21 protein-coding genes are annotated in these 18,636 nt (G+C 68.3%); 12 read left to right on the top strand and 9 right to left on the bottom strand.

Annotated features, from left to right (window positions below; translation table 11 throughout):
• Window positions 1–17: 17 nt before the first annotated feature.
• Window positions 18–1,325 (bottom strand): NtaA/DmoA family FMN-dependent monooxygenase, encoded by a 1,308-nt coding sequence (locus tag AC5LXX_RS33480; RefSeq protein WP_493413515.1) that lies wholly within the window; start codon window positions 1,323–1,325, stop codon window positions 18–20.
• A 339-nt stretch (window positions 1,326–1,664) separates the two neighbouring features.
• On the opposite strand from AC5LXX_RS33480, the gene AC5LXX_RS33485 reads away from it, so the two are divergent.
• The 6 genes from AC5LXX_RS33485 to AC5LXX_RS33510 are packed head-to-tail and all read left to right on the top strand — an operon-like array spanning window position 1,665 to window position 8,685.
• Window positions 1,665–2,816 (top strand): MsnO8 family LLM class oxidoreductase, encoded by a 1,152-nt coding sequence (locus AC5LXX_RS33485; RefSeq protein ID WP_493413516.1) that lies wholly within the window; start codon window positions 1,665–1,667, stop codon window positions 2,814–2,816.
• Window positions 2,813–3,388: a GNAT family N-acetyltransferase gene (locus AC5LXX_RS33490; RefSeq protein ID WP_493413517.1), complete on the top strand. Its 576-nt coding sequence runs from the start codon at window positions 2,813–2,815 to the stop codon at window positions 3,386–3,388. Before AC5LXX_RS33485 ends, AC5LXX_RS33490 begins: the two co-directional genes overlap by 4 nt.
• A 57-nt stretch (window positions 3,389–3,445) precedes the next feature.
• Complete coding sequence (locus AC5LXX_RS33495) at window positions 3,446–5,086, top strand: ABC transporter substrate-binding protein (protein WP_493413518.1); 1,641 nt, start codon at window positions 3,446–3,448, stop codon at window positions 5,084–5,086.
• A gap of 35 nt (window positions 5,087–5,121) precedes the next feature.
• Window positions 5,122–6,132, top strand: coding sequence for an ABC transporter permease (locus AC5LXX_RS33500; RefSeq protein ID WP_493413519.1), 1,011 nt, complete (start codon window positions 5,122–5,124; stop codon window positions 6,130–6,132).
• A 13-nt stretch (window positions 6,133–6,145) separates the two neighbouring features.
• Complete coding sequence (locus AC5LXX_RS33505) at window positions 6,146–7,015, top strand: ABC transporter permease (RefSeq protein WP_493413520.1); 870 nt, start codon at window positions 6,146–6,148, stop codon at window positions 7,013–7,015.
• A complete protein-coding gene (locus tag AC5LXX_RS33510; RefSeq protein ID WP_493413521.1) occupies window positions 7,012–8,685 on the top strand; it encodes a dipeptide ABC transporter ATP-binding protein in 1,674 nt (557 codons plus the stop codon). The genes AC5LXX_RS33505 and AC5LXX_RS33510 overlap by 4 nt, the downstream gene beginning before the upstream one ends.
• Window positions 8,686–8,710: 25 nt before the next feature.
• Here AC5LXX_RS33510 and AC5LXX_RS33515 read toward each other — a convergent pair whose 3' ends face one another.
• Together AC5LXX_RS33515 and AC5LXX_RS33520 are read right to left on the bottom strand one after the other, a co-directional pair.
• Window positions 8,711–8,923: a twin transmembrane helix small protein gene (locus tag AC5LXX_RS33515; RefSeq protein ID WP_006489184.1), complete on the bottom strand. Its 213-nt coding sequence runs from the start codon at window positions 8,921–8,923 to the stop codon at window positions 8,711–8,713.
• On the bottom strand, window positions 8,920–9,270 hold the full coding sequence (locus AC5LXX_RS33520; RefSeq protein ID WP_493413522.1) for a hypothetical protein: 351 nt from the start codon (window positions 9,268–9,270) through the stop codon (window positions 8,920–8,922). The genes AC5LXX_RS33515 and AC5LXX_RS33520 overlap by 4 nt, the downstream gene beginning before the upstream one ends.
• Before the next feature lie 226 nt (window positions 9,271–9,496).
• Here AC5LXX_RS33520 and AC5LXX_RS33525 point away from each other — a divergent pair, with 226 nt between their 5' ends.
• Complete coding sequence (locus AC5LXX_RS33525; RefSeq protein ID WP_124452640.1) at window positions 9,497–10,255, top strand: YoaK family protein; 759 nt, start codon at window positions 9,497–9,499, stop codon at window positions 10,253–10,255.
• An 87-nt stretch (window positions 10,256–10,342) separates the two neighbouring features.
• Window positions 10,343–10,528 (top strand): ribbon-helix-helix protein, CopG family, encoded by a 186-nt coding sequence (locus tag AC5LXX_RS33530; RefSeq protein WP_124452638.1) that lies wholly within the window; start codon window positions 10,343–10,345, stop codon window positions 10,526–10,528.
• 34 nt (window positions 10,529–10,562) lie between these two features.
• Here AC5LXX_RS33530 and AC5LXX_RS33535 read toward each other — a convergent pair whose 3' ends face one another.
• Both AC5LXX_RS33535 and AC5LXX_RS33540 read right to left on the bottom strand, forming a co-directional pair.
• A complete protein-coding gene (locus AC5LXX_RS33535; RefSeq protein WP_493413523.1) occupies window positions 10,563–11,399 on the bottom strand; it encodes a class I SAM-dependent methyltransferase in 837 nt (278 codons plus the stop codon).
• Window positions 11,400–11,439: 40 nt separating this feature from the next.
• A complete protein-coding gene (locus AC5LXX_RS33540) occupies window positions 11,440–11,784 on the bottom strand; it encodes a zinc ribbon domain-containing protein YjdM (RefSeq protein ID WP_031401187.1) in 345 nt (114 codons plus the stop codon).
• A gap of 389 nt (window positions 11,785–12,173) precedes the next feature.
• Here AC5LXX_RS33540 and AC5LXX_RS33545 point away from each other — a divergent pair, with 389 nt between their 5' ends.
• The 3 genes from AC5LXX_RS33545 to AC5LXX_RS33555 all read left to right on the top strand — a co-directional run bounded on the left by AC5LXX_RS33545 (window position 12,174) and on the right by AC5LXX_RS33555 (window position 13,497).
• Window positions 12,174–12,437 carry an HPr family phosphocarrier protein gene (locus AC5LXX_RS33545; protein WP_493413524.1) on the top strand — a complete coding sequence of 88 codons (264 nt, stop codon included), beginning with the start codon at window positions 12,174–12,176 and terminating at the stop codon, window positions 12,435–12,437.
• A 65-nt stretch (window positions 12,438–12,502) separates the two neighbouring features.
• A complete protein-coding gene (locus tag AC5LXX_RS33550; protein ID WP_034190041.1) occupies window positions 12,503–12,724 on the top strand; it encodes a hypothetical protein in 222 nt (73 codons plus the stop codon).
• A 233-nt stretch (window positions 12,725–12,957) separates the two neighbouring features.
• Entirely contained in the window at window positions 12,958–13,497 is a 540-nt protein-coding gene (locus AC5LXX_RS33555; protein ID WP_493413525.1) for a GNAT family N-acetyltransferase, read from the top strand.
• Between the two features lie 31 nt (window positions 13,498–13,528).
• Here the strand turns inward: AC5LXX_RS33555 and AC5LXX_RS33560 are convergent, their stop codons facing one another.
• Both AC5LXX_RS33560 and AC5LXX_RS33565 read right to left on the bottom strand, forming a co-directional pair.
• Window positions 13,529–13,750, bottom strand: a complete 222-nt coding sequence (locus tag AC5LXX_RS33560) for a hypothetical protein (protein WP_493405614.1) — start codon at window positions 13,748–13,750, stop codon at window positions 13,529–13,531.
• 23 nt (window positions 13,751–13,773) lie between these two features.
• Window positions 13,774–14,244, bottom strand: a complete 471-nt coding sequence (locus AC5LXX_RS33565) for a hypothetical protein (RefSeq protein ID WP_493413526.1) — start codon at window positions 14,242–14,244, stop codon at window positions 13,774–13,776.
• A 421-nt stretch (window positions 14,245–14,665) separates the two neighbouring features.
• Between AC5LXX_RS33565 and AC5LXX_RS33570 the strand changes: the two genes are divergently transcribed.
• Window positions 14,666–15,376, top strand: coding sequence for a response regulator (locus AC5LXX_RS33570; protein ID WP_493413527.1), 711 nt, complete (start codon window positions 14,666–14,668; stop codon window positions 15,374–15,376).
• 18 nt (window positions 15,377–15,394) lie between these two features.
• On the opposite strand, the gene AC5LXX_RS33575 is transcribed toward AC5LXX_RS33570, so the two are convergent.
• Window positions 15,395–17,023 (bottom strand): efflux transporter outer membrane subunit, encoded by a 1,629-nt coding sequence (locus AC5LXX_RS33575; protein ID WP_493413528.1) that lies wholly within the window; start codon window positions 17,021–17,023, stop codon window positions 15,395–15,397.
• A 2-nt stretch (window positions 17,024–17,025) separates the two neighbouring features.
• Window positions 17,026–18,618: a DHA2 family efflux MFS transporter permease subunit gene (locus AC5LXX_RS33580; RefSeq protein ID WP_493413529.1), complete on the bottom strand. Its 1,593-nt coding sequence runs from the start codon at window positions 18,616–18,618 to the stop codon at window positions 17,026–17,028.
• Between the last annotated feature and the right edge of the window lie 18 nt (window positions 18,619–18,636).

Here is an 18,636-nt window from a genome sequence, read left to right on the forward strand (position 1 = left end):
GCTCACCCGGCGCCCGTTCATGCCGTCGCCGTCTCGCGCCGCAGCGCCGGCAGTTCCAAGTTCGCGCGGAAATCGCCGCCCACATAATCGGTGTCGAGCAGATCGCGGCGCCGCAACTCGGGCAGCAAGCCGTTGAGCAGCAAGTCCTCCTGGTCGAGCTGGCCGAGCCCGTGCAGCGACAGCACGTCGACGAGCCCCGCGCGATAGCGCGCTTCGATCGCATCGGCGAGCTGCTCCGGGGTGCCGGCCGCGAACCAGTGGCCGGTCTCCTGCGCGCGGACGATCAGCTCGCGCAGCGTCAGCCGCTGGCGTGCGTAGCCGACGAAGATCGCGACCCGCCCGCGCCGGCGATGCACGCTGTCGATCGCCGGCAACAGCGAGTCCGGCAACGGCCGGTCGAGCGGCAGGCCGCGCAGGTCGACATTGCCGCCGAGCATGTCGGCGAGCTTCAGCCTGCCTTGTTCGTAATCGATTCGTTCATGCTTGTCGCGCAACCGCCGTGCGACGTCGGCATCGGATTCGCCGATCACCGAATGAAACGAATTCATCACGAGCGGCAGCCGGTCGCCGCGACCGAATGCGGCAGCCTGCCGGTGCAGCTCGGAGACGAATATGCGGGCATCGTCGAGCGTCGGCTGCGACGTATAGACGACTTCGGCATATCGCGCACCGAGCGTCACGCCGCTCGCCGATTGCCCTGCCTGGAACAGCACCGGCCGCCGCTGCGGCGAGGGCGGCACGTTCAGCGGCCCCTGGACCTGAAAGTGCGCGCCACGGTAGTCGATCGGGCCGAGCCTGAGCGGATCGACCGAAATGCCGCCGCCCTGCCCGCGCCGCACCGCATCCGGATCGTTCGCATCGAACAGCGCGTTGACGACTTCGACGAATTCGGCCGCGCGTGCGTAACGTCGCTCCGGGTCGGGCAATGCCGCGTCACCGAAGTTTTCCTCGCCGACCGACGACGTGACCGCGTTCCATGCGGCGCGGCCGCCGCTCACGTGGTCGAGCGTGCCGATCAGGCGCGCGAGATTGTAGGGGTGGTGATACGTCGTCGACACGGTCGCGACGAGCCCGATGGCCGAGGTCGCCTGGCTCAGCGCCGCCAGCGCGACGATGGGCTCCTGGCTGCCCGTGCTGCCGGCAAGGCCGGCCGTATCGGCCTGCAGGAGGTCGGCGGTGAAGAGGCCCGTGATCTTCTCGGCTTCCGCCTTGCGTGCGAGCGACGCCGCACGCCGCACGCCCTGCGCAACCTCCGCATCGCCGGGTGCGTACAGCACGCTTGCCGCGCCAACGAGCGTCTTCAGCCGTCTGCGGGCGCGGCTCATGACGCGGCCCCGGTGAGCGCGCCCGTGCGTGCGGTGCGTGCCATGCGTCGTTCGCCATGGTCGTTCATCTGCAATCCTCGTGATTCCGTCGGTTCGGGCAACGCATGTCGGCATCACGATGGCGAGCGCACTCGCGTCGGATCGTCCGGCAGGCTCCAGGCACGCGCCGCGAGGCGCGCAGCCAACGACCATAACGCAAGCCCCCCGGTCGGCCGGAACGAATATTTTCGGCTTTCGATATTCTTCTTGATTGTTTGACCGCGCGAACGTCGGCGAAAAATAATTCTGCATGCCTAACCCGTTGATCAGGCCGCTTCGACCCGCGCCGATCGCTTCACCATGACGTTCGACGCCATCCCTTCCGATTCCGCGCTGTCCGCGTTGCCGTTCCGCCTGAGCGTGCTCGACAAGAGCCCTGTTGCGCCCGGAGAAAGTGCCGCCGACGCGCTGGCGCGCAGCGTATCGCTCGCGCGCTTTGCCGATGCCGCCGGCTATCACCGCTACTGGCTCGCCGAGCATCACAACACCGCCGCGCTCGCGTGCCCGTCGCCGGAGATCCTGATCGCGCACGTGCTCGCACACACGCAGCGCATCCGTGTCGGGTCGGGCGGCGTGATGCTGCAGCACTACAGTTCGTACAAGATCGCGGAAAACTTCAACCTGCTCGCGTCGCTCGCGCCCGGCCGCGTCGATCTCGGCATCGGCAAAGCGCCGGGCGGGCTGCCGCTGTCGACGCGCGCGCTGCAGGACGGCTACGACCCGGCGCGGCGCGCGTCCTTCGCCGATCTGGCAGACACGCTGAACCGTCATCTTCAGGGAGCCGCCGCGACCGCCGATGCGGCCGGGCAGGATGCCGGCGCACTGCACGCGACGCCGCATCCGCCGGTCCCCGCGCAACCGTTCCTGCTCGGCGCCAGCGCGGCAAGCGCCGCGCTCGCGGCGCGGCTCGGCTGGGCGTTCGTTTATGCGTCGCATCTCAACGCATCCGTCGCAGATCTGGAACATGCGTTCGACGCGTACCGTCGCGCGTCGGGCAACCGCACGCCGCTGCTTGCGGTCTCCGTGATCGTCGCGGCAACCCGCGACGCGGCCGCTCGACTGGCGAGCGGGCATCAGGGCTTTCGCGTGCAGGTGGGCGACACGCCCGCCGTCAACGTCGGCAGCCTCGAACAGGCGCATGCCTACATCCGCCAGGCCGGCGGCGGCCCGCACCGGATCGACCCGCGCGAAACGCGAATCGTGCACGGCACGCGCGACGACGTGCTGCGCGAACTCGACGCATTGCACCGCCGTCACGGGATTGCCGAATTCGTCGTCGACACGCCGGTCGCCGATGCCGCACCGCGGATTGCGTCGCTGCGATTGCTGGCCGGCGCGCGCGCCGACGACCACGACCACGACGCGGCGGCGTTACGCGACCGGCCGGATGCGCGAGACGCGAACCCGCGCCCCGTCACCCGCCAACCGGACTTCGAGAGCTCGGCGCGATGACCGATACGATCCGCATCGCCGACGCCGACGACGTGCCGGCTGTCTACGCGTTGCTGCAGGACGCGTACGCGCCGCTGGTCGCGCAAGGCGTGCACTTCAACATCACCCGCTCGCCGATCGGTCTCGTCGCGCAAACGATCATTCGCGAAACGACATTCGTGCTCGAACGGGCAGCCGACGACGGCCGCGCCGCGCTCGCCGCGACACTGACCGTGCGGTTCCCGTGGGTATCCGGCGAACCCGGCCGCACGCCGTATCCGTTCCTGCACTGGTTCGCGGTCGCACCCGCGTTCAAGCGTCAAGGCCTGGGTCAGGCACTCATCGAGCACGTCGAATCGCGGTTCCTGGCCGCGCAGGTGAAGGCCCCCGCGACCTATCTCGCGACCGCGACCAACCATCCGTGGCTGCAGCCGTATTACGAGCGTCACGGCTACGTCGCATTCGACCGCTCGACGAATACGCTCGGCACGCCGCTCGTGTGGTTGCGGAAGATCCTGATCCCGGATCTCTACCGCGATCCGCCGGCGGTCGAGGCCGCCGGGAACGGTGCGCGCGTCCGCGCAAGCGCGTGACGCACGGCCCGTCGCGCCGAACCTTCCTGCCATCCCTATCGTGAAAGGCTTCCCAGCATGACATTTGCATTTCCGGATTCCGCCCGATTCGTGTCGCGCCGCACCGCGCCGGCCGCGCTCGTGCTCGCACTCGCGTTGCCGCACGCCGCGTTCGCGCAGGGCACGCCCGTCTCGGGCGGCACGCTGACCTGGGGCGTCGAAACGGAGCCCCGCACGCTGAACCCGCAACTGAACGGCCAGGACAAGGTCGAGTTGCTGCTGCGCAATGCGTACGAGAGCCTGCTCGTGCAGAAACCCGACGGCAGCTACGTCCCGTGGCTCGCGACCGGCTACAAGGTCTCCGCCGACGGCAAGACCTATACGTTCACGCTGCGCGACGGCGTGAAGTTCACCGACGGCGCGCCGTTCGACGCGAAGGCCGTTGCGCGCAACTTCCTGAACGCACGTGAACTGTCGTATGCGGCCGGCAGCCAGCTCGCGCGGCTGAGCTCGCACGTCGCCGACGTCAAGACCCCGGACGAGCGCACGGTCGTCATCACGCTCGACGCACCGTATGCGCCGTTCCTGACGTTCGCCGGCCGGCTGCCGCTGCTGTCGCCCAACGCGTTCGACCGGCCCGGCCTGAAATCGGGCGGCACCGACATCGCGGGCACCGGCCCGTTCATCCTGCGCCGCTACGTGAAGGGGCAGGAAATCGAATTCGCGAAGAACCCCGACTATCGCTGGGCGCCGCCGACGGCCGGCCACCAGGGGCCCGCCTACCTGGACCGGATCGTCTACCGGTTCCTGCCCGAATCGTCGGTCCGCACCGGTGCGCTGCTGTCCGGTCAGGTCGACGTGATCGAGGGCGTATCGGGCAACGACGCCGCGCTGATCCGCAAGAACGCCGATTTCACCTACCGCCGTGCACTCAACACCGGTACGCCCTACTCGCTGTTCCTGAACGTCGCCTATGGCCCCACGCAGGACGTGAAGGTACGCCGCGCGCTGCTCGAGGGCCTCGACACGACCGGCATCGTGCAGTCGATCTACCGCGGCGAACGCACGCGCGCGTGGGGGATCACGTCGCCGATCGATCCGTTCTACGACGCCACGATCGAACGGTCCTACGGCAACAATCCGAAACTCGCGAATCAGTTGCTGGACGAAGCCGGCTGGAGCACGCGCGACAGCGGCGGCTACCGCACGAAGAACGGCGAGCGGCTGACGATCGCGGTGATCCAGGCACAGGCGACGGTGCGCGACCAGCGCGACGTGCTGCTGCAGGCGCTGCAAGCGCAGGCGCGGCAACGACTCGGCATCGACCTGAAGATCCAGTACGTCGACGACGGGACGTACGTCGAGGCACGCAAGAGCGGCAAGTTCGGCTCGATCGCGAACTCGAACACGCCGCCGGACGGGATCGACATAGAAGGACATTACCTGCCGGTCGATCGCGGCGGTGCGCTGAACTACAGCCGCGCGTCGGCCCCCGAACTGACGCGCTGGCTGCAGGCGGCCGCACGCACGCAGAACGTGGCGGAGCGCAAGAAGCTGTACGGCGAGCTGCAGCGCTTCGCGATCAACGAGCAGGCGTACGCGGTGCCGCTGTATGAGCCCGAAGACCAGATCGCCGCCGCGAAGACGGTCCAGGGGTTGCGCTTCCGCTCGTTCGCGCAGATGCCCGAGAACCCGTACGACGTGTGGGTGAAGAAGTAGGCCGGCGCGCGCCGATCCGACTGGAGAATTCGACCATGAACCGTTCGCCGTCCACGCCCCTCGCCGTCCCGGACACGCTGCCGGTCGCAGCGCCGCCGGCGGCATGGCGCCGCTGGTTGCGTTCGCCGATCGCGACGCGGCTCGCCACCGGCGCACTCGTGCTGTGGGCCGCGGTCACGCTGTCGTTCGCAGCCGTGCATCTCGCGCCGGGCGATATCGTCGGCATCCTGATCGGCGAGCAGCTGAGCACGCCGGAGATCGAAGCGGCCATCCGCCAGGAATGGGGACTCGACGAACCGCTTGCGCTGCAGTACCTGCATTACCTGTGGCGCGTGCTGCACGGCGAGTTCGGCCGCTCGTACATCCTGAACACCGACGTCGCGCCGCTCGTGCTTGGCCAGCTGTGGCCGACATTGAAACTGACGGGCGCGGCGCTCGTCGTGACGATCGGGTTCGCCGTCGGCCTCGCGGTGCTGACGGCCGGCCGCCGCTGGGCCGGGCGCGTCGCGTCCGGCGTCGAGCTGCTGCTCGCGTCGACGCCGTCGTTCTGGCTCGGCATCATGCTGCTGTTCGTGTTCAGTTTCACGCTGAAGCTGTTCCCGGTGGCCGGCGATCGCGGCTTCGCGTCGCTCGTGCTGCCGGCGCTGTCGCTCGGGCTGGCACAGGGCGCGGTAATCGGCCGCGTGCTGCGGCAAGGCATCGAGCGTGCGCTCGACGAACCGTACGCGCTGACGGTGCGTTCGTGGGGCGTCGGCGGGCTCGCGCTGCGCGTGCGTCATGCGCTGCGCCACGCGGCGCTGCCGGCCGTCACGCTCGCCGGCTGGCTCGTCGGCGGCTTGCTGAGCGGCGCGGTGATTACCGAGCAGGTGTTCGGCCGGCCGGGTCTCGGCAAGGTGACGGTCGACGCGGTGCTGTCGAGGGACATGCCGGTGATCCTCGCGATCGCGATCCTGTCGGCCGCCATCTATGTCGCGCTCAGTACCGCCGTCGACCTGCTGTACCTGCTGATCGATCCCCGCCTGCGCGACCGCCGCGCAGCGCATTGAACCGGAGGCACCGATGTCCGTTCCCGTCGATCTCGCGCTGCACGCACCGGCGACGTCCCGCGCGGCCGGCTGGCTGCGCCGCCACCCCGGCCTCGCGCTCGCGGCCGTCTATCTGCTGCTGAACGCGGTCGCCGTCGTCGTACCCGGCTGGCTCGCACGCTACGATCCGCTGGCGGCCGATCCGCTGTCCGCGCAGCTCGGCAGCAGCGCCGAGCACTGGCTCGGCACCGACCAGCTCGGCCGCGACATTTTTTCGCGCGTCGTGCATGGCGCCCGCTACTCGCTGTCGATCAGCGCGGCGGCGATCGGCGTCGCGACGCTGTTCGGCACCGCACTCGGGCTGTTCGCCGGCCTCGCGCGCGGCTGGCTCGACGAACTGATCACGCGCTTGCTCGATGTCGTGTCCGCGTTCCCCGACCTGCTGCTCGCGCTGATGCTGATCTCGTTCACCGGACCGGGCGCGACGAACCTCGTGTTCGCGCTCGGCGTCGCATCGGTGCCGCGCTTCGCACGCGTGGTGCGCGCGCAGACCTTCGTCGTCGCGGCGTCAGGCCATGTCGAGCACGCGCGCACGCTCGGCCTTGCGCCGGCGGTGCTGGTATGGCGGCACGTGTTGCCGCATGCGATTGCACAGGTACCGGTACTCGCGACGATCGGGCTGGGCACCGCGATCATCGGCACGTCGGGACTGAGCTTCCTCGGCATGGGGCCGCAGCCGCCCGCCGCGGAATGGGGGTTGATGCTCGCCGAAGGCCGCAACTATCTGTACAACGCGTGGTGGATCGCGGTATGGCCGGGCCTCGCGATCACCGCGGCCGTCATCGCCGTGAATGCGCTCGGCGGCTACTGGCAGACACGCTTCGAGCGCCGGGAGGTCGCATGAGCACCCGTGGAAACGCTTCGCGCGCGACGAGCGCCGCCGCGCCACTGGTCCGCATCGAGCGCCTGACGATCGGGTTTCGCGGCCCGCACGGGACGCGCGCCGTCGTCGGCCCGCTCGACCTTGCCGTGCATGCCGGCGAATGCGTCGCGCTCGTCGGCGAGTCGGGCTCCGGCAAGTCCGTCACCGCCCGCAGCCTCGTCGGGTTGAACGGCCCGCGTGCCGTGATCGATGCCGCGTGCTTCGAGATCGGCGGCACGGACGCGCGCGGCCACCGGGAACGCGACTGGCGCGCCATACGCGGCCGCCGGATCGGCTACGTGCTGCAGGACGCGCTGGTGTCGCTCGACCCGCTGTGGCGCGTGCGCGACCTCGTGGCGGAGGCGTTGCACGACACGCGCCGGCGCGACGTCGCGGCGTGCAGCGCCGACCTGCTGCGCTCGGTCGGCATCGACGACCCCGAGCGGCGGCTGCCGCAGTATCCGCATCAGCTGTCGGGCGGCTTGCGGCAGCGCGTGCTGATCGGCACCGCGATCGCTGGCGGCGCGTCGCTGCTGATTGCCGACGAGCCGACCACCGCGCTCGACATGACCGTGCAACGCCAGATCCTGACGCTGCTGCGTGCGCGGCGCGATGCCGGCGACGCGATCCTGCTGATCAGCCACGACCTCGCGGTCGTCGCGGACCTGGCCGACCGCGTGCTCGTGATGCGCGCCGGCCAGGTCGTCGAACAAGGGCCGGCACGCGACGTGCTGGGCACGCCGGCGCATCCGTACACGCGCGAGCTGCTCGCGGCGATTCCCACCGCCGCGTCGCGCGGGTTTCGGCTCGCGACCGCCGCACGCGTTCCGCTGCCGCCGAAGCGCATCGATGCGCACGCACCGGTACTGGCCGTCGACGCGCTGACGAAGCGCTATGGCGGGCGCGACGCGCCGGCCGCGGTCGACGACGTATCGTTCTCCCTTTCGCGAGGCGAGACGCTCGGCATCGTCGGCGAATCCGGCTCCGGCAAATCCACGGTCGCGCGAATCGTGCTCGGGCTCGTCGAGCCCGACAGCGGCACCGTCGTGCTCGACGGCCAGCCGTGGAACGGCGTACCGGAAGCCGCACGACGCGCCCGTCGTGCGCGGCTGCAGTTGATTGCACAAGACCCTTACAGCTCGTTCGACCCGCGCTACTCGGTCGGCCAGATCGTCGGCGAAAGCCTCGATGCGCTCGGTATCCGAGGTGACGCACGCCGCCGCCGCGTGCTGCAACTGCTCGACGAAGTGCAGCTCGGCGCCGCCTGCTTCGACCGCTACCCGCGCGAATTGTCCGGGGGCCAGCGGCAGCGCGTCGCGATCGCGCGCGCGTTCGCATCGAACCCGGCGCTGCTCGTCGCGGACGAGCCGGTCAGCGCGCTCGACGTGTCGATCCAGGCCCAGGTGCTCGATCTGCTCGCCGATCTGCAGGCCGAACACGGCACCGCGATGCTGTTCATCTCGCACGACCTCGGCGTGGTCCATCACGTGGCCGACCGGATTCTCGTGATGCGACGCGGCCGCGTGGTCGAGAGCGGCCCCGTCGGGCAGGTATTCGATGCGCCGTCGCACCCGTACACCGTCTCGCTCCTCGATGCGCTGCCGACGCTGCCCGGTGCGTACGCGGCATCGACGCTCGCCGCGCTCGCATGAGCGTTCCCGGGCGCCGACGCGCTCGTCAGCGCCCGATCGGCAATCCGGTCGGTTCGATCCAGCCGAGCTTGTACGCGATCAGCAGCGACAGAAACAGCGTGACCGACAGCCCGACGCGGGCGGCGAGCGACCACGCCATCCGCTTGGACTTGCCGCGATCGTGATTCATGAAATACAGCGCGAAGATGAGGCTCGCGATGATCATCGCGAATGCCACGGAGACCAGCAGGGTTTTCATTGCTGTTGCCTTTGAAGATCCGAATCGGCCTGAATGAGTTCGGCCAGTTTATTCCGTTCGTCGGCGACGCCGCCGACGCCTGATGCGGGCCAGTCCAGCGCGACGCCGTTGCCCAGCGAATCGCGCACGAGCGCCTGGTAGCGCCGGTCGTTGATCCGGCCATGGTCCATGGCATCCGAGATCTCGTGCCGGAACGGCAACGGGAAACTCGCGTACGCACGCGACAGCGCCGCATATTGTCTCGCATCGATCTCTTTCGACGATGGTATGACGGTCCAGAGCACCACGGCCACGATGGCCGTGAACGGAATCGCCGTGTAGCGAAGAATGAACTTGATCGGGGTCATGACGCGGTAGGTCGAAGGAAGCGCGGCTGCACAGCCGCAGGCTGGCCGTACCGTTCGCATTGTACTGTCAGCCCCATGAGGCTAACAGAGTATGATAATGACATTATCATGTTCATCACATGAATCGACAGACCCGGCCTTCGGCGCAGGGGGCGTGCCCGCCCTGCCGCCTGGCGTCGGTCTTCATGTCCGTGCCCGAGATCCGCGGCGATTGAGCGAAGCCCCTATGCCAGCGCAGTACTTTCGAAACCTGACGGGAAAACACCGCAGCGCGACCGCGAATCGCCAGCTCGGGTTTTCGCTGGCGTTCGTCGCCGGCGCGGCCAATGCCGGCGGCTTTCTCGCGGTCAAGCAATACACGTCGCACATGAGCGGCATCGTGTCCGCGATCGCCGACCAGACGGCACTCGGCGACGTTCGGCTGGCACTGGCCGGCATCAGCTCGCTGGGCTCGTTCCTGATCGGCGCCAGCTGCTCGGCGATCCTCGTCAACTGGGGGCGCCGCCGCGGGCTGCAGAGCCAGTTCATGCTGCCGCTGCTGGTGGAGGCCGCGCTGCTGCTCCTGTTCGGGCTGCTCGGCAGCCATCTCGCGCTGTGGGAAACCTTCTTCGTGCCGGTGACCGTGACGCTGCTGTGCTTCATTATGGGACTGCAGAACGCGACGATCACGAAGCTGTCGGGCGCGGAGATCCGCACGACGCACATGACGGGCATCGTGACCGACCTCGGCATCGAGCTCGGGAAGCTGTTCTACTGGAACCGGTCGGCCGTCGACGTCGACGCGCATGCGGTGATCGCCAACCGCTCGAAGCTCAGGATTCACGCGACGATGCTCGCGTCGTTCTTCGTCGGCGGGCTGGCCGGCGCGATCGGCTTCAAGCATGTCGGCTACGTGTCGACGGTGCCGCTCGCGGCGGTGCTCGTGCTGCTCGCGATCGTACCCGTGATCGACGACCTGCTCGCGTTGCGCCGCAGCAGCCGCTAATCGGCGCGGAGAACCGTCATTCCGGCGGCGGCACCGAAGTCGGATCGATTATAATTTGATTAACATACCGACCACGCTCGCCCCGTCATGGAAACGAAAACCGCCCGCCTGACCGTCCTGATCGACCCTGCGAAGAAGGAAGCCTTCGAAATGCTCTGCGCGGAGCAGGATCTGACGCCGTCGCAAGTCGTGCGGCAGTTGATCCGCGAATATCTCGACCGGCACGGCGTCACGTACAAGACCAAGAGCACGCTCGGCAAGCGCGTGAAGTAAGCGCGGCCGCCCTCACGCACCGCTCACACACCGGTTAAGCGCCGATTTCCCAGCGTCCTTGCGATTGTGCGCGCCGCACCAGCCGCTGCGGATCGATGCTCTCCCCTGCCTTCATGCGCCTCGCCGTGGCCGCCAGCTTGAGCGTGCCGGCCTGCGTACACGCAAGCGCGCGTTCGAGCAGGATCCGCAATGACGGCAGCCGGTTGTCGTTCTTCCATGCGAACGCGACGAAGTTGTTGTCGTCACCGCACGGTACCAGCGCATACGACGCACCGAATACCGCCCGCAACTGCTCGACGTGTTGCGGCAGCGCCGGGTCGTCGTCCATCAGGTTGATCGCCAGCACTCCGGTTTCGCCCAGGCGTGCGCGGCACGCGTCGAGGAATGCCGCGCCCGTACACCGGCCCGGCGTGCCGTCGGCGACGAACGCGTCGTGCAGGATCACGTCGGTCCGGATGTCCGCCCTGTTCACATGATCCGCGGCGTCGGCGCAGATCACCGCGAAACGCGCGTCATCGGCAGGAATCCTGAAGACATCGCGCAATGCGATCACGTCCGGATTGATCTCGACCGCGTCGATCGCCGCACCGGGCAGGTGCCGATAGCAGTACTTCGCGAGCGAGCCGCCGCCAAGCCCGAGCATGCAGATGTGCGCCGGCTCGGGTTGCAGCAGCAGGAAGCCCATCATCACGCGCGTATAGCCAAGCTCGAGCCGGACCGGATCGCGCAGCGACATGAAGCTCTGCGTGCCGAAATGATCGAAGTGCAGCGACAGCGCGTGCCGCGTCTCCAGCACGAACGGCCGGCCGTCGTTCAGCGGCGTCGCCAGGAATTTGACGAACGCGTCGTAGGAAGCTCGATCGTCGATCATGGTCGGGCAATCGGACGAAAACGGGCGGGCACGCGGATGCTCAGACCTTCTTCAGGTAGCAGGCCTTCAGCATGAAGCCGCCCATGTCGGTCTTGCAATCGACTTCGTGATCGCCGCCGACGAGCCGGATGCTCTTCACCTTGGTGCCCATCTTCAGCGTGATCGATGAACCCTTCACGCGCAAGTCCTTGATCAGCACGACCGAATCGCCGTCCGACAGCACGTTGCCGTTCGCGTCCTTGACGACGTCGCCCGCGGGTTCGTCACCCGCTTCGGCGCCGGCACCGGCCGACCATTCATGGCCGCAGTCGGCGCAGACGGTCAGCGTGCCGTCCGGGTAAGTGTTTTCCATCGCGCATTGCGGGCAGGCGGGGGCGGCGTTCATTGCAGCTTCCATTCGGGAGGAGTCGGGTCGATCAAAAAAATGCCGGGCGAGCAGGTTGCGCACCCGGGCGTCCATGCGGCCGGGACACGCCGGCCGGCGGAGCGGCAGGCCGGCATCGGCGCACACGGCATTATAATGCAATACACATGTTCTGACCGATGCATTATAATCTTCGACTTCGCGACATTCCGCGAACTTGAAGGCAGCTTTACCGAGGTTGCCGGCATGTTCGCACCGGATCGTGCGCCGCGGCCCTGCGGGAAACCGCGACAGCCCGGCCCGACGGCGCACGCGGTACACATCCCGGCACCGCATTTCACGCGGCCCGCTGCGTGGCCGGCCCGGCGCCGCGCACCGATTCCGACCCCGTCCGGAGGATTTCCAGCATCGTGGCAACCGTTGTGTACGTCCAGATCGGCCCCGCGTGGAACCGCAACCGCGGCGCCGCCGCCCGCGACGCAATCGTCGACGCAGCGCGCCGCTTCGAAAGCGACATCCAGCTGATCGCGAACGGGATCAGCGGAAACGCGAAGGACGGCGCGGCCATCGCGTCGTTGCAGGTACACGGCGGCACGTCGGCCCAGGTGCTGGCCACCGGGCCCGACGAAGAAGCGGCGCTGCACGCGCTGCTGCCGTTGCTCCAGGCGTGCTGATGCTTGTGCCGCCAGCCCCGCGGCATTGCGCCGCCCACCCCGAATTTCCACTCCCCGAGGAAGCGATGAGCGATACCGACATGTCCAACACCCCCAACCTGTCCGCCTCCGCCATCTGGGCGCTCGAACGCCTCGCCGACGTCCGCTACGGACGCGATGCGCCGGCGCTCGGCTGGTCGATCGCGCGGGAGCTCGTCAGCGCCGGATTCGTCAGCCATCCCGTGCACGGACGCTCCGGCGCGTCGATCACGGCCGAAGGGCGGACGTTCCTGAAAAGCCGGAAGTAGGTCGCCCGCGGCGCTTGCGGGCGGCCGGACGGCAGGACGGCGAAGGCGATCGAATGTCGGTGACGACCGCACGCGGCTCTATGACGGCAATGCGCGCGGGTATGCGGGCCTTCGGTCCGCTTCGCCGCGAAACGGCGACAGCGCCATGCCGGCATCGTCGCCCAGGGGTTTTGATATGATTTCGGCGCCTTGACGGCCCGGTTGTTCTGTTCAACCCTGTTCCGGAAAATTCGATGCCGCCCGTCTCTTCCCCGCCCATTCTCGACACGCCCCGCCTCGTCCTCGAAGGCCATCCGCTCGGCGACTTCGACGCGCTCGCCGCGATGTGGGCCGAACCGGAGGTCGTCGCGCATATCTTCAATGGCGAACCGTCCGCGCCGCGCGATTCGTGGATGCGCATGCTCGCGTATCGCGGCCTGTGGCCGCTGCTCGGCTACGGCTACTGGGCGATTCGCGAGAAGGCATCGGGGCGCTATGCCGGCGATCTCGGCTTCGCGGATTTCCACCGGAACATCGAGCCGTCGGTGCGCGGCGTGCCGGAAGCCGGCTGGGCGCTCGCGACCTGGGCGCACGGCAAGGGCTACGCGACCGAGGCACTCGCGGCCGCACTGGCGTGGCTCGATGGGCAGCAGCGCTTCGAGCGCAGCGTGTGCCTGATCGCGCCGACGAATGTCGCGTCGATCCGCGTGGCGGAGAAAGCCGGCTACGGCGAACCGGAACGCATCCGTTTCAACGACGCCGATTCGTTGCTGTTCTCGCGCAAAAGCCGATAGGCGAAGGCGCCGCGTCGATCCGGTGGCCCGGTCACTCCGCTACCGGTTCGTAGAAATGCTTGAAGAGGCCGTTGTCCATCGGCCAGCAGTTTCCGCATTCATCGAGCAGGATCCAGTCGCCCGGCTTCACCGAGCGCCAGCCTTCGGGCGTCGCGACGGCCCAGATGCCGTGACGGCTCTCCACCCGGTCATGATCGCCCTCGGCGAACCACCGTGTCGCATCGACATAACTGGTGCGTTTTCTGAATCTCATGCCATTCCAAAGGGAAGCGAATATCAGCTTCGTGTTGCAGGGCGGGAATTGGATCGGGTGCCCATGCGGTAAGCACGGCGCGGTGCTGCAGCGCCCACCCCGAGCAGCTGCTGCCTGGCCTTCAACGCGTTCGTCGCCGCGCGGGATTCGTGCAATGCAATCCGGCTCTCGGCTATGTGCACCTGCAACTTGTCGCGTGCGACCGTGGAAATCCGGACATCGATCTCCTGCATGCGCCTGAGCGCCGCCCGCACCTCGTCCGGTGATTCGGTTGCGAGCGCAACCACAAACCCCAAACGCGCGTCGGCGGCCTGAACGGCCTCGTCCCAGTCGGCCCGCGCCACCGCGACTTCGATCGCGTTCGTGAGCACAGCGAGACGCTGGACGACTTGCAACGGCGTCATTTCACCCCCGTCGATGGCACGCGGTTCGTTTGCCTGCCCGGCGGACGCCGGCGCGCAAGACGGCCGCGAACCCGACGAATCGCCATCCATCATGCAACACGTGGCAGGTGCTGCAATTGTAGGGACGGATATCCGGCGATATTGGTAATATTTTGTAATGATATGTCGAGTAACCTTGCCTGGCCTTGGTTCCGCCGATGCGGACGGCGTTCCGGACAACGGATTTTCGCAAACGTTTTCGTCTGAAGGATGCCTGATCGTGCATCCTCGTCGACCCCGCGCCGGCTATCGCGCCGAGCCGTTTCGGTCGAACGCGCGCCCCGGCCCCGCCAGCCATTCATCGCTCCGCCGGGCAGCGGCACTTTCCCCATCGATACGCTCACCGAACGAATCAGCTTTCGTCACATTCCGGCGGAATATTGCGCAGTACCATGCACGTCGCGTCGGCTGCCACGCATTCGGACTGGACCTGACCGCTCGCCACTTTCCCGTTTTACCCCCTCGTTCAGCGATGCCCATCCGAATCCTGCTCGTCGAAGACGACGCCCCTCTGTCCGCGCTGATCGCCGACTATCTGCGCAAGCATCATTACCAGGTGGACACGCTGTTCGACGGCACCGGCGCCGCCGCCACGATCGTCGCGAGCCGCCCCGACGTGGTGCTGCTCGACATCAACCTGCCGGGCAGGGACGGCTTCGAGATCTGCCGCGCGGCACGCACGCAATACGACGGCGTCGTCATCATGCTGACGGCCCGCGACGAGCCGTTCGACGAATTGCTCGGACTGGAACTCGGCGCCGACGACTTTCTCCGCAAGCCGGTCGAGCCGCGCATCCTGCTCGCACGGATCAAGGCGCAGTTGCGGCGGGTACGGACGCAGCCGGCCGACTGCGTGCCGGAATCGCCGCAGCGCTTCACCTTCGGCAAGTTCTCGATCGACCGCACGGATCGCCGCGTCCATCTTCCCGACGGCAGCGTACCGCGCCTGACGTCGACCGAATTCGACCTGCTGTGGGCGCTGGCGTGCCGCGCCGGCGAAGTGGTCAGCCGCGCGGAGCTGACGTTGCTGCTGCGCGGCATCGCGTTCGACGGCCTCGATCGCTCGATCGACGGCCGCATCTCGAAGCTGCGCCGCAAGCTGTGTGACGACGCGGCCGAGCCCAAACGGATCAAGACGATCCGCTCCAAGGGCTATCAGTTCAGCAAGCACGCGTGGGAATGACGCGGCGCGTGTGACCGATCAGCGTCCGGCCTGCCATCCTCCGCCCAGCGCCTTGTAGAGCGCGACGAGATCGGTCGTCGTCTGCAGCGCCCCCTGTTCGGCCTGTTGCCGCCCTTGTGACCATTGCCGTTCGGCATCCAGTACGTCGAGGAAAGGCGACAACCCCTTCCGGTAGCGATCGCGCGCAAGGTCCAGCGCGCCCTGCTCGGCCTTCACTGCATCGTCGAGCGCCGTCGCGCGCGCCTGGTCGGTGCGATACACGACCAGCGCATTGTCGACGTCGCGCAGCGCGACGAGCACGGCCTGCCGGTACGCCAGAGCCGCTTCGGCCTGACGCGCCTGCGACAGCCGCAGGTTCGACACGAGCGCGCCGCCGGAAAAGATCGGCAGCGACACGGCCGGCCCGAACGCATAGAACAGGTGCGACCAGTGCGCAAGCTCCCGCACGTGCGACGCGCGCAGGCCGACCTGCCCCGTCAGCGAGACGTCCGGATAGAACTGCGCGACCGCGACGCCGACGTCGGCCGTGGCCGCATGCAGGTCGGCCTCGGCCCGGCGGATGTCGGGGCGCCGGCGCGCGAGCGTCGACGGCAGGCCGACGGGCACGGTCGGCGGCACGCCCGGTAACGCGGCCGGCGCGGCGAGCCAGTCGTCGAGCGCGCCCGGCGCGCCGCCGACCAGGTACGCCAGACCGTTGCGCAGCAGTACGATCTGCTGGTCGAACTGCGGCAGTTGCGCGCGGATCTGCGCGAGCCGTGCATCGGCCGCCCGTACGTCGAGGTCGCTCGCGAGCCCGTGCGCGGCCTGCTCGCGCGTCAGGTCGAGCAGTTCGCGCTGCGCGCGCTGCAGGTCGTCGGCCAGTGCGCGTTGCGCCTGCGCGCCACGCAGTTGCAGATAGGTCTGCGCGACCTCGGCTTCGAGCGACAGCAGCGCGTCGTCGCGGCTCGCGACCGCCGCACTCGCCTGTGCGCCGGCCGATTCGACCGAGCGGCGCACGCGCCCGAACAGGTCGAGCTCCCACGATGCGTCGAACCCGGCCTGCCACAGGTTGACCGGCGCTTCGAGGGCATCGAGCGCGCCGCGCGCGCCTTGCCGCACGCTCGCGCCGGTGCCCGGCCCGAACCGGTCGAGCGGCGAGCCCGGTGCGCCGAGCCGGTCGACACGCTGGTCGATACCCTGTTCCTCGACGATGCCCTTCACGCCGAGCTGCTCGCGCTGGTAGCTCGCGCTCGCGCGCACGTCGGGCAAGCCCTGCGCGGCGGCCGCGCGAACCTGCGCGCGTGCCTGAGCGATACGCAGCACGGCGGCCTGCACGTCGAGGTTGTCGCGCGCGGCACGCTCGACGAGCCGGTCGAGCAGCGGATCGCCGAACGCGTGCCACCAGCGCGGATCGGGATCGGCACTCGTCACCGGCGACGACGGCGCACGCGCACCGGGAGCCGATGCCGATGCCGCCGATGCGCCCGATGCCGGCGATGCCGCGTCCGCGGCCTGCAAGTCACGCCAGTTGGCCGGCGCCTCAGCCTGCGGCGGCTTGAAATCCGGCCCGACAGTACAGCCCGCGAACACCGCGCAGGCGGCGAGCATCGCGGCGATCCCGCGTGCTCGTAGCGAATGTCGGCGACGGCCGCGTCGATGCGTCGTCATCGTCAATGCCCTCCCGCGCCGCGCGCGGCCTTTGCCGGCGAGAAGAGGAACGTCAGTGGAATACTGAACGCGCAGAACACCGCGAGGATCGCAAACACGTCGATATACGCGAGGATCGTCGCCTGCGAGACGAACGTTTCGTACAATCGTCCGCCGGCCGCCTGCAGCGTGGCCGCAGGCGGCGCGCCCGTCAGTTCGCCGATCGCGCGCGCGTTCTGCTGCAGCGCCTCCTGGAAGTTCTGCGACAGCGTCGACATGTGCGTGGACAGATGGGCCATGCGCGCCTGCGTGCGTTCGCGGATCAACGCAGTCGACACCGAGATGCCGATCGAGCCCGCGACGTTGCGGAACATCGTGAACAGCGCGGAGGCGTCGTCGTTGAGCCGCTGCGGCACGGTCAGGTACGCGAGCGTCGTGATCGGCACGAACATGAAGCCGATCGCGAGCGATTGCGCACACCGGATGATCATGAGGTGCTTGTAGTCGATGTCGGGCACCAGCAGACGCGAATAGATCAGCGCGGCGCACAGCAGCACGAAACCGAACCCGACGAGGTAGCGCGTCTGCACGTGCGGCATCAGCCGGCTCACGAGCGGAATTTCCATCGTGATCAGCAGCGCGCCGGGCGACAGCACGAGCCCCGCGAGCGTCGCCGTGTAGCCGAGATGCTGCTGGGCGAGCTGTGGCACGATCACCGCGCTGCCGTACAGCACGGCCGCGAACGTCGCGATCGTCACGCAGCCGAGCGCGAAATTGCGGTCGCGCAGGCACGACAGGTCGACCACCGGCTTTTTCGTGCGCAGCAGCCACAGCGTCGCGCCGACGAGGCCGAGCACGGACAGCACCGCGAATACCCGGATGAAGTTCGAGCCGAACCAGTCCTCGTCCTCGCCGCGATCGAGCATCACCTGCAGGCAGCCGAGCCCGATCGCGATCAGCCCGATGCCGACGTAGTCGATCGAGATCCCGCGTTCGGCACCGCGCCGCCACGGCGGATCCTCGACGAGCTGCATCACCGCGAGCACGGTCAGCGCGCCGATCGGCACGTTGAGCAGGAACACCCAGCGCCACGAGAAATGGTCGGTGATCCAGCCGCCGAGCGTCGGTCCGAGCACGGGAGCAACGACGATCGCGATCGCCGAGATCGAGAATGCGCGATTGCGCTGCTCGGGCGGGAACGTGTCGAGGATGATCGACTGCTGGTTCGGCTGCAGCCCGCCGCCGAACAGCCCCTGCAGCACGCGGAACACGATCAGTTCGCCGAGGTTGGTCGCGACGCCGCACAGGAACGAGCACACGGTGAACGCGGCGATGCACAGCAGGAAGTAACGCTTGCGGCCGAGCAAGCGCCCGAGGAACCCCGAGATCGGCAGCACGATGCCGTTCGCGACAAGGTACGACGTGAGCGTCCAGGTCGCCTCGTCGTAGCTCGCCGACATCGTGCCGGCGATGTGCGGCAGCGCGACGTTGACGATCGTCGTGTCGAGTATTTCCATGAACGCGGCGAGCGTGACGACGATCGCGACGAGCCACGGGTTCGCGGCCGGGCGCCACGCGCCGCCCGACGCATCGTGCCGGTCGGGCGGCCGGTTCATCGACGGGCTCCGGGAAAC

This window comes from Burkholderia torrens (assembly GCF_984668525.1).

Excerpts from the sequence above, each read along its gene's own strand:
- AC5LXX_RS33515 (WP_006489184.1), bottom strand. The coding sequence starts at position 8,923 with ATGAAAACCCTGCTGGTCTCCGTGGCATTCGCGATGATCATCGCGAGC.
- AC5LXX_RS33580 (WP_493413529.1), bottom strand. The coding sequence starts at position 18,618 with ATGAACCGGCCGCCCGACCGGCACGATGCGTCGGGCGGCGCGTGGCGC.
- AC5LXX_RS33570 (WP_493413527.1), top strand. The coding sequence starts at position 14,666 with ATGCCCATCCGAATCCTGCTCGTCGAAGACGACGCCCCTCTGTCCGCG.
- AC5LXX_RS33550 (WP_034190041.1), top strand. The coding sequence starts at position 12,503 with ATGAGCGATACCGACATGTCCAACACCCCCAACCTGTCCGCCTCCGCC.
- AC5LXX_RS33530 (WP_124452638.1), top strand. The coding sequence starts at position 10,343 with ATGGAAACGAAAACCGCCCGCCTGACCGTCCTGATCGACCCTGCGAAG.
- AC5LXX_RS33555 (WP_493413525.1), top strand. The coding sequence starts at position 12,958 with ATGCCGCCCGTCTCTTCCCCGCCCATTCTCGACACGCCCCGCCTCGTC.
- AC5LXX_RS33565 (WP_493413526.1), bottom strand. The coding sequence starts at position 14,244 with ATGGATGGCGATTCGTCGGGTTCGCGGCCGTCTTGCGCGCCGGCGTCC.
- AC5LXX_RS33575 (WP_493413528.1), bottom strand. The coding sequence starts at position 17,023 with ATGACGACGCATCGACGCGGCCGTCGCCGACATTCGCTACGAGCACGC.
- AC5LXX_RS33525 (WP_124452640.1), top strand. The coding sequence starts at position 9,497 with ATGCCAGCGCAGTACTTTCGAAACCTGACGGGAAAACACCGCAGCGCG.
- AC5LXX_RS33485 (WP_493413516.1), top strand. The coding sequence starts at position 1,665 with ATGACGTTCGACGCCATCCCTTCCGATTCCGCGCTGTCCGCGTTGCCG.
- AC5LXX_RS33490 (WP_493413517.1), top strand. The coding sequence starts at position 2,813 with ATGACCGATACGATCCGCATCGCCGACGCCGACGACGTGCCGGCTGTC.
- AC5LXX_RS33520 (WP_493413522.1), bottom strand. The coding sequence starts at position 9,270 with ATGACCCCGATCAAGTTCATTCTTCGCTACACGGCGATTCCGTTCACG.
- AC5LXX_RS33495 (WP_493413518.1), top strand. The coding sequence starts at position 3,446 with ATGACATTTGCATTTCCGGATTCCGCCCGATTCGTGTCGCGCCGCACC.
- AC5LXX_RS33505 (WP_493413520.1), top strand. The coding sequence starts at position 6,146 with ATGTCCGTTCCCGTCGATCTCGCGCTGCACGCACCGGCGACGTCCCGC.
- AC5LXX_RS33535 (WP_493413523.1), bottom strand. The coding sequence starts at position 11,399 with ATGATCGACGATCGAGCTTCCTACGACGCGTTCGTCAAATTCCTGGCG.
- AC5LXX_RS33510 (WP_493413521.1), top strand. The coding sequence starts at position 7,012 with ATGAGCACCCGTGGAAACGCTTCGCGCGCGACGAGCGCCGCCGCGCCA.
- AC5LXX_RS33540 (WP_031401187.1), bottom strand. The coding sequence starts at position 11,784 with ATGAACGCCGCCCCCGCCTGCCCGCAATGCGCGATGGAAAACACTTAC.
- AC5LXX_RS33480 (WP_493413515.1), bottom strand. The coding sequence starts at position 1,325 with ATGAGCCGCGCCCGCAGACGGCTGAAGACGCTCGTTGGCGCGGCAAGC.
- AC5LXX_RS33500 (WP_493413519.1), top strand. The coding sequence starts at position 5,122 with ATGAACCGTTCGCCGTCCACGCCCCTCGCCGTCCCGGACACGCTGCCG.
- AC5LXX_RS33560 (WP_493405614.1), bottom strand. The coding sequence starts at position 13,750 with ATGAGATTCAGAAAACGCACCAGTTATGTCGATGCGACACGGTGGTTC.